At 68.7% G+C, this 7099-nt stretch carries 7 protein-coding genes; 2 read left to right on the forward strand and 5 right to left on the reverse strand.

Features of this window, described 5'->3' with window-relative positions:
• Positions 1 to 34: 34 nt before the first annotated feature.
• Positions 35 to 1240, forward strand: coding sequence for a DUF418 domain-containing protein (locus ACFE7F_RS06685; protein ID WP_375403070.1), 1206 nt, complete (start codon positions 35 to 37; stop codon positions 1238 to 1240).
• Here ACFE7F_RS06685 and ACFE7F_RS06690 read toward each other — a convergent pair.
• The 5 genes from ACFE7F_RS06690 to panB form a co-directional block, all read right to left on the reverse strand.
• Entirely contained in the window at positions 1231 to 1671 is a 441-nt protein-coding gene (locus tag ACFE7F_RS06690) for an Hpt domain-containing protein (RefSeq protein WP_375403071.1), read from the reverse strand. The two genes, ACFE7F_RS06685 and ACFE7F_RS06690, sit on opposite strands and share 10 nt — an antisense overlap.
• A 123-nt stretch (positions 1672 to 1794) precedes the next feature.
• A complete protein-coding gene (der, locus tag ACFE7F_RS06695; RefSeq protein ID WP_375403072.1) occupies positions 1795 to 3168 on the reverse strand; it encodes a ribosome biogenesis GTPase Der in 1374 nt (457 codons plus the stop codon).
• Positions 3169 to 3413: 245 nt separating this feature from the next.
• Positions 3414 to 4733, reverse strand: a complete 1320-nt coding sequence (locus ACFE7F_RS06700) for a PQQ-binding-like beta-propeller repeat protein (RefSeq protein WP_375403073.1) — start codon at positions 4731 to 4733, stop codon at positions 3414 to 3416.
• Complete coding sequence (locus ACFE7F_RS06705; RefSeq protein WP_375403074.1) at positions 4730 to 5431, reverse strand: tetratricopeptide repeat protein; 702 nt, start codon at positions 5429 to 5431, stop codon at positions 4730 to 4732. The genes ACFE7F_RS06700 and ACFE7F_RS06705 overlap by 4 nt, the downstream gene beginning before the upstream one ends.
• A gap of 68 nt (positions 5432 to 5499) precedes the next feature.
• The gene (gene panB, locus ACFE7F_RS06710) at positions 5500 to 6360 is read right to left on the reverse strand and encodes a 3-methyl-2-oxobutanoate hydroxymethyltransferase (protein WP_375403075.1); all 861 of its coding nucleotides are present in this window, start codon (positions 6358 to 6360) and stop codon (positions 5500 to 5502) included.
• Positions 6361 to 6437: 77 nt separating this feature from the next.
• On the opposite strand from panB, the gene ACFE7F_RS06715 reads away from it, so the two are divergent.
• Positions 6438 to 7099 (forward strand): nitrilase-related carbon-nitrogen hydrolase (locus ACFE7F_RS06715; RefSeq protein ID WP_375403076.1); only part of this gene is annotated, 662 nt, incomplete at its 3' end.

Below are 7099 nucleotides of genomic sequence, written 5' to 3' on the forward strand. Positions count from 1 at the left end.
TGTCACCCGGCGGGCGGGATCGGGGGATACGGATGTGACGGATATCGGGGCGCGGGCAGGCGGCCGCGTCGTCACGCTCGACGTGGTCCGGGGCGTGGCGGTAATGGGCATCCTGCTGGCCAACTTGCCGGGGTTCGCGCTGCCCGCAGCCGCCTATACGTCGCCGCTGCCCTGGGGCGGGATCGATCTCGGCGACCGGATCGCCTGGGCGCTGACCTACGTTCTTGTCGAGGGCAAGATGCGCGGGCTGTTCTCGTTCCTGTTCGGCGCGTCGGTCCTGCTGGTGATCGAGCGCGCGCGGGCGGCCGGCGACGACGAGGCGGGGGTGCATTTCGCGCGCATGACGTGGCTGTTCCTGTTCGGGATCGCGCATCTATACCTGGTCTGGTCGGGCGACATCCTGCATCATTACGCAGCAATCGGCGCGATCGCGTTCCTGTTCCGAAACCTGTCCGTCCGTGCCCTCGTAATCGCGGGGCTGTGCCTAGTGAGCGTTCAGGTGCTGCTGTTCGTGGGCATTACGGTCACGGCCTTCCTCCTCCCGGGAGGCGGGGCGACCGAGATGTTCGGGACGGGCGACCGCGGCGCAATGTCAGCGGAGATACGCGCCTTTCGCGGCGGATGGCTCGACAACGTCGCGCATAACATCGCAAATGACGCGTTCACGCCGATCGGACTGTTCCTGGTCGGCGGCTTCGAAACGCTCGGCTATATGTTGTGGGGCATGGCAGGTCTCCGATCGGGGATGCTGACGGGTGCCTGGCCCCGCGCGCGATACCTACGGTGGGTGCGATGGACGCTGCCGATCGGCTGGGCCGCGTATGCCTCATTGGCCTGGCTGGTGATCGCTCGCGGGTTCGACGGGCGTTATATCGCGGTCGCCTCGTTCGGCGCGTCGACCCCGCTCCGGCCCGTCCTGATCACCGGCTATGCGTGCGTGATCGTTCTGGCGGTCCGCCCTGGCGGATGGCTGACCGAGCGGGTCGCGGCGGTCGGTCGGGCGGCGTTCACCAACTATCTGGGCACGAGCGTACTGATGACCTTCGTCTTCCACGGCTGGGGACTGGGACAGTTCGGGCGGGTCGGGCGCGCGGAGATGTATTGGCTCGCGCCGCTCGCTTGGGCGCTGATGCTCCTATGGTCCAAGCCGTGGCTGGACCGATATCGGTACGGCCCGCTCGAATGGCTGTGGCGCAGCCTTGCGCGGCTGGAATGGCAGCCGCTACAGCGTCAGCGCTGACCGAAGGTCGTCGGCGTCCGGCGGCCGAACCCGCCCGTTGCCGGCCGGCGCTCGGCGAGCGGGTTGGCCTCGCGGTCGAGCAAGGTCAGCGTCTGTTCGAATAGCGAACGCAGCGTAACGACGTGCTGCAGCGCATCGTCGGGGGTGTCGCGCGTTTCCACGCAGTCGCGCGCGATCGTCTCGATCGCCTCGGCGAGCGCGGCGAGCGGTTCCGCGCCGAACTGGCGCGCTTCCCCCTTCAGGGTGTGCGCCGGGATAACCATCGCCGCAGCCGACTGCGCGCGCATCGCCGCCTCGATCGCAGCGACCGACTTGACGCCGTCCTCGCGGAAATAGCCCAGGATGCGGACGAACCCGGCACCGAGTTCCGACCTGGCCTTCGCATAGACCGTCCAGTCGACCAGCGTGCTTCCCTCGAACGACACCAGCATCTCCTGTCCGCCGGCTTCGGATAGCGCGGCGGTCCCTGTCCCGGGCCTACGCCGATGAGGTAAACAGAATGTTGCCGCCGTGCGGTTTTGCGACAGCGCGAACGCGCCGAAATCGCGGGCCGTTCAGTTGCGATCCTGATCGAACGGATTCTTGGGCGCGCGCATCGTAAGGCGCAGCGGCACGCCGTCGAAGTCGAGATCGCGGCGCATCGAGTTCAGCAGGTAGCGCTCGTAGCTGGCGGGCAGCTGGTCGACGCGCGTGCCGAAGATCACGAACGAGGGCGGGCGCGTCTTGACCTGGGTGACGTAGCGCAGCTTGACGCGCTTGCCGCCGGGCGCGGGCGGTGGGTTGGCATCGATCGCGCGCTCGAACCAGCGGTTGAGCTCGCCCGTGCCGACGCGCTTGGACCAGGCGGCGCGCGCCTGGAACGCCGCGCCGATCAGCTGGTCGATACCCTTGCCGGTCGCGCCCGATACGGTGACGACCGTCACACCCTTGACCTGGCTCAGCCCGTCCTCGAGCGCCTTCTTCACGCCGTTGAACAGCGACGACGCGTTCTCGGCCACGTCCCATTTATTGAGCGCGATGATGAGCGCGCGGCCTTCCTCCAGAACGCGGTCGGCGATGCGCAAGTCCTGCGCCTCCAGTCCCAGCGTCGCGTCGAGTAGCAGCACGACCACTTCGGCGAAGTCGACCGCGCGGAGCGCGTCGGCGACCGACAGCTTCTCAAGTTTGTCCTGGACCTTGGCGCGCTTGCGCATGCCCGCCGTGTCGATCAGGCGGACGGGACGGGCGACGCCCTCGCGGTCGCGCCATTCCCAATCGACCGCGATCGAGTCGCGCGTGATCCCCGCTTCCGGCCCGGTGATCAGTCGGTCCTGGCCGAGCATCCGGTTGATCAATGTCGACTTGCCCGCGTTCGGCCGCCCGACGATCGCGAGCTTCAGGATCGCGTCCGGATGTTCATCGTCGCTCTCGGGTTCGACCTCCACCTCTTCGGGGATGTGGGGGAGGATGCCCTCGAACAGCTCCACCATGCCCTCGCCGTGTTCGGCGGACAGCTCGACCGGATCGCCGAAGCCGAGCGACAGCGACTCCAGGATGCCCTGCTCGCCCGCCTTTCCCTCCGCCTTGTTGGCGACGAGGATCACGGGCGTGTCGGACGCGCGCAGCCAACGAGCGATCTCCTCGTCGAGCGGGACAAGGCCTACCCGAGCGTCGATCATGAACAAGGCGGCGTCCGCCTGACCCACCGCCGCCTCCGTCTGCTGGCGCATGCGTCCCGGCAGCGTGTCGGGATCCTCATCCTCATAGCCGGCGGTGTCGATCACGCGGAAATCGAGCCCGACCAGATGCGCGTCACCCTCACGCCGGTCGCGCGTGACGCCCGGCCGATCGTCGACAAGCGCAAGCTTTTTGCCGACGAGGCGGTTGAACAATGTGGATTTGCCGACGTTCGGGCGGCCGACGATGGCGATGACGGGGAGACGGAACATGGCGCGCGCTTACGCTACGCGCGGCGTGGCGTCACCCTTGGAGCCCTCTCCCGCCTACATACCCTCTCCCGCGTAGGGCTACGCCCGCCTTCGGCTCCGCGGGAGAGGGAAAGACGCGCAAAGCGCGGCGAGGGTGAGGGGCGAACCTTCCCGGGAGAGGTCCGGCCCTCACCCTGGCGCTACGCGCCTGTCCCTCTCCCGCGGAGCCGAAGGCGGGCGTAGCCCTACGCGGGAGAGGGTTTGAATCACCGGTACGCCGCGATCCGGCCTTTCTGATCGAGCGTGTAGAGCGTGCTGTTCGCGACCACGGCCGGCAGGCCGAACGGATCGCCGGCCTCGACCGTCGCGGCGACGACGCCGTCGGTCGCATTGGCGTAGGCGATCTCCCCGCGCGAGTTGGTGACGATCAGCCGTCCGCCCGCGAGCACCGGGCCGAACCAGGTAATTGCGCCGGACCGCTTCTTCTCATTCCTGTAGCGCATCAACTGGGTGATCCAGCGCGCCTTGCCCGTCGCTCGGGAGATGCACAGCAGGCGCGCGTCGTCTGTGATCACGAACAGCCACTCGCCCGCGATCGCCGGCGTGGAGATGCCCGATAGGTTCTGCTCCCACACGCGCTGGCCGGTGGTCAGGTCGAGCGCGACCATGCGCCCCCCCTCGCCCACCGCATAGACGCGGTCGTTGTCGATGATCGGCGAGGCATCGATGTCCGCTAGACTCGACACCGACGTCGAGATCGAGGTGCGCGACAAGGCGTCTTGCCACAGCACGCGGCCGTTCTCGTAACGGTAGGCGTTGAGCTCGCCGCTGGAGAAGCCCGCGACGATCGTGCCGCGCGCCGAGGCGGGCGCGGCGACGCCGAACACGCCCTGGCTCTCCAGGGTGCCCGACTGCGCCCAGCGCACCTTGCCGTCGGCCTGGCCGAGCGCGAACAGCTGATTGTCCTGCGTCAGCACATACACCGTCTCGTTGGCGACAGTGGGGCTGCCGCGGAGCGGCCCGCCGGGCTTGGCGCGCCAGCCGACCGTGCCGTCGGCGGCGGCGAGCGACACGACGTCGCCGACGCCGTTGGTCGCGAACACGCGGCCCGCGTCATAGGATACGCCGCCGCCGAAGCGCGCGGGGCGGTTCTCGTCGCCTTCCGCGATCTGACGAGTCCACAATTTCGCGCCCGTATCGGCGGCAAAGGCGTGGACGGTGGCGGTCACGTCGATGACGAACAGCTTGTTCTCGGCGATCACCGGCGGCGAGGCGAGGCGCTGACGGTTGGAGCCGCCGTCGATCTGCGCGGTCCAGACGCGCGTCGGGGACGCCCCGAGCGCGGGGTGCGGAACCGATTTCTCCGCGTTGCCGCCGGGCTGCGTCCAGCTGTCGTTGGGCGTCGGCGCGGGCAGCGCGACGGGGACGGCGGAGATCTCGGCATCGGCCTCGATCGCATTTTCCGACACCAGGATGGGGATACGCTCGCCGACGGTCGGGGTGCGCTTCTGCCCGCCCTTGAAGATGCCGCAGGCACTGAGCGACATCAGGGCGGCGAGCGCCACACCGGTCCGGAACTTATTCATCGAGCGTCTTGGTCCTCAGTCTGCGTCACGGCGTCAACCCCGAGTAGCCCGGCCATCTGAACGGCGCGTTGACGGATGGTCGCGGGCACCGTCTCGTTACGCGCCACCTGTCCGAACATGCGGCCGGCCAGGTCGCGGCGGCCGGTGCGCAGATACGCCGCCGCCACCAGCTCGCCCGCGCTGCCGAAATAGGCGTTGCCCGGCACGGCAAGCGGGCGGAGCCGGTCGATCACCACCTGCGGGGCGAGCGTGTCGTATTCCGCCGTAGTCTGGCGAACAAGCGCTAGGTCGCGGAACGCCGGCGCGATATCGTCGTCGCGGGCGATCTGGCCCAGCTTGGCCGCCGCGCCCCTGAAATCATTGCCCTGCAGCAGCATGTCGGCCTGCGTGAACAGCGCCAGCGCGCGGTGGCCGTCGCTGGACGACTTGGCGAGCGCGTCGAGCGGCGGAGCGGCGTCGGCCGTGCGTCCGGCGGCGAGCGCGTCATACGCGGTCTGGAGCTGCTCGCCCTCGCGGCCGGCGGCGTTCTCCTGGTAGTTGCGCCAGAACAAATAGCCCGCGAACAGGGCTAGCGCGACCAGTAGGCCAACCACGATCCACCGGCCGTAACGCGTCCAGATGCTCGTCATCCGGTCGCGGCGAAGCTCGTCGTCGACCTCGCGCAGGAACTCCTGATTGGTGGCGGGGGGTATGGCCAAGCGTCGCTCCGGGCGCGTGATTGCGGGTGAATGGACGCCCTAGCCGGACCTGCGTCGAAACGAAAGCATCAGGGCTTGGGTGCGTAGACCTGCTCCGCGCCGGGAAAGGCGCGCGACCTGACGTCGTTGGCGTACGCCTCCACCGCCGTCGAGATCCGGTCCGCCATGTCGCCGTAACGCTTCACGAAGCGCGGCGTGCGCTCGAACAGTCCGAGCATGTCCTCGGTCACGAGTACTTGGCCGTCGCATGTCGCCGATGCGCCGATGCCGATCGTCGGGACGTCGATCGTCCGGGTTATCTCGGATGCGATCGTCTCGACCACGCCCTCGACGACGATGCTGAAGGCTCCCGCACCCGACACCGCGCGCGCATCGTCGATGATGCGCGACGCCTCCTCCTGGGTACGCCCGCGCGCGCCGTAGCCGCCGAGCATATTCACCGCCTGGGGGGTCAAGCCGACATGGCCCATCACGGGTATGCCGCGTTCCGACAGGAAGCGGACCTGGGGCGCCATCGCCTCGCCGCCCTCCATCTTCACCCCCGCCGCGCCAGTCTCCTTCAGGATCCGCGACGCGCTGGCGAAGGCCTGTTCGGGCGACGCCTCGTAGCTGCCGAACGGCATGTCGACGATCACCACGGCGTGGTGGCTGCCCCGGACCACGGCGGCTCCGTGCGCGGCCATCATCTCCAGCGTCACCGGCACCGTCGAGGGCAGGCCATATACGACTTGGCCCAGGCTGTCCCCGACCAGCAGCAGATCGCAATGCGGATCGAGCAGCTGCGCGGTCCGGACCGTGTAGGCGGTAAGCATCACGAGCGGCGTCTGCCCCTTCGCCCGTCGGATCGCGGGAATCGTCAGCCGCTTTATCGGGGCGGAGACGGGGGTGGCGCGGCTGGTCACGCTGTCGACGGTGAAGGTGGTGGACATCGGACCTTCCTACGACGGTCGCCGCGACGCGCAAAGGTTTCGCCCCCGTTTCGCGCCAGGGGCGTTATGATCGGCTAATGGCCGACCCGCATCCCTTCCACGCGCTCCACACGCACCGCATGGCGCGCGTCGCCGCCGCGACGCCGATCGGGACGGTGGGCGACGCGGCCGCCAACGCCGACGCGGCGATCGCTTTGGCGCGCGAGGCGGACGCGCGCGGGGTCGACCTGGTCGTCTTCCCCGAGCTCAATCTCTCGAGTTACGCGATCGACGACATGCACCTGCAATCGGCGCAGCAGGATGCGAGCCTCGCCGCGTTGGAGCGGGTAATCGTGGCGAGCGCGGATTTATCTCCCGCGCTGTTGCTGGGCGTGGCGCTGCCCCGAAACGGTCGGCTGTACAACTGCGCCGCCGTCGTCGCCCGCGGCCGCGTGCTGGGCGTGGTGCCCAAGACCTACCTGCCCAATTACCGCGAATATTACGAGAAGCGGTATTTCGCGTCCGGGGCCGGCATCACCGGCCTGACGATCCACATCGCCGGACAAGAGGTTCCGTTCGGGACCGACCTGATCTTCGCCGCCGCCGACCTGCCCGGCTTCGTCATCCATGCCGAGATATGCGAGGATTATTGGTCGCCGCTCCCGCCCTCGACGATGGGCGCGCTCGCGGGCGCGACCGTCTGCTGCAACCTGTCGGCGTCCAACATCGTCATCGGCAAGGCGCGCGAGCGGGCGCTGCT

The organism is uncultured Sphingomonas sp., from assembly GCF_964235535.1.
In the GTDB taxonomy this organism is placed as follows: Bacteria; Pseudomonadota; Alphaproteobacteria; order Sphingomonadales; family Sphingomonadaceae; genus Sphingomonas.

Coding starts and splice junctions, on each gene's coding strand:
- ACFE7F_RS06700 (WP_375403073.1), bottom strand. CDS start 4,733: ATGAATAAGTTCCGGACCGGTGTGGCGCTCGCCGCCCTGATGTCGCTC.
- ACFE7F_RS06690 (WP_375403071.1), bottom strand. CDS start 1,671: ATGCTGGTGTCGTTCGAGGGAAGCACGCTGGTCGACTGGACGGTCTAT.
- der (WP_375403072.1), bottom strand. CDS start 3,168: ATGTTCCGTCTCCCCGTCATCGCCATCGTCGGCCGCCCGAACGTCGGC.
- panB (WP_375403075.1), bottom strand. CDS start 6,360: ATGTCCACCACCTTCACCGTCGACAGCGTGACCAGCCGCGCCACCCCC.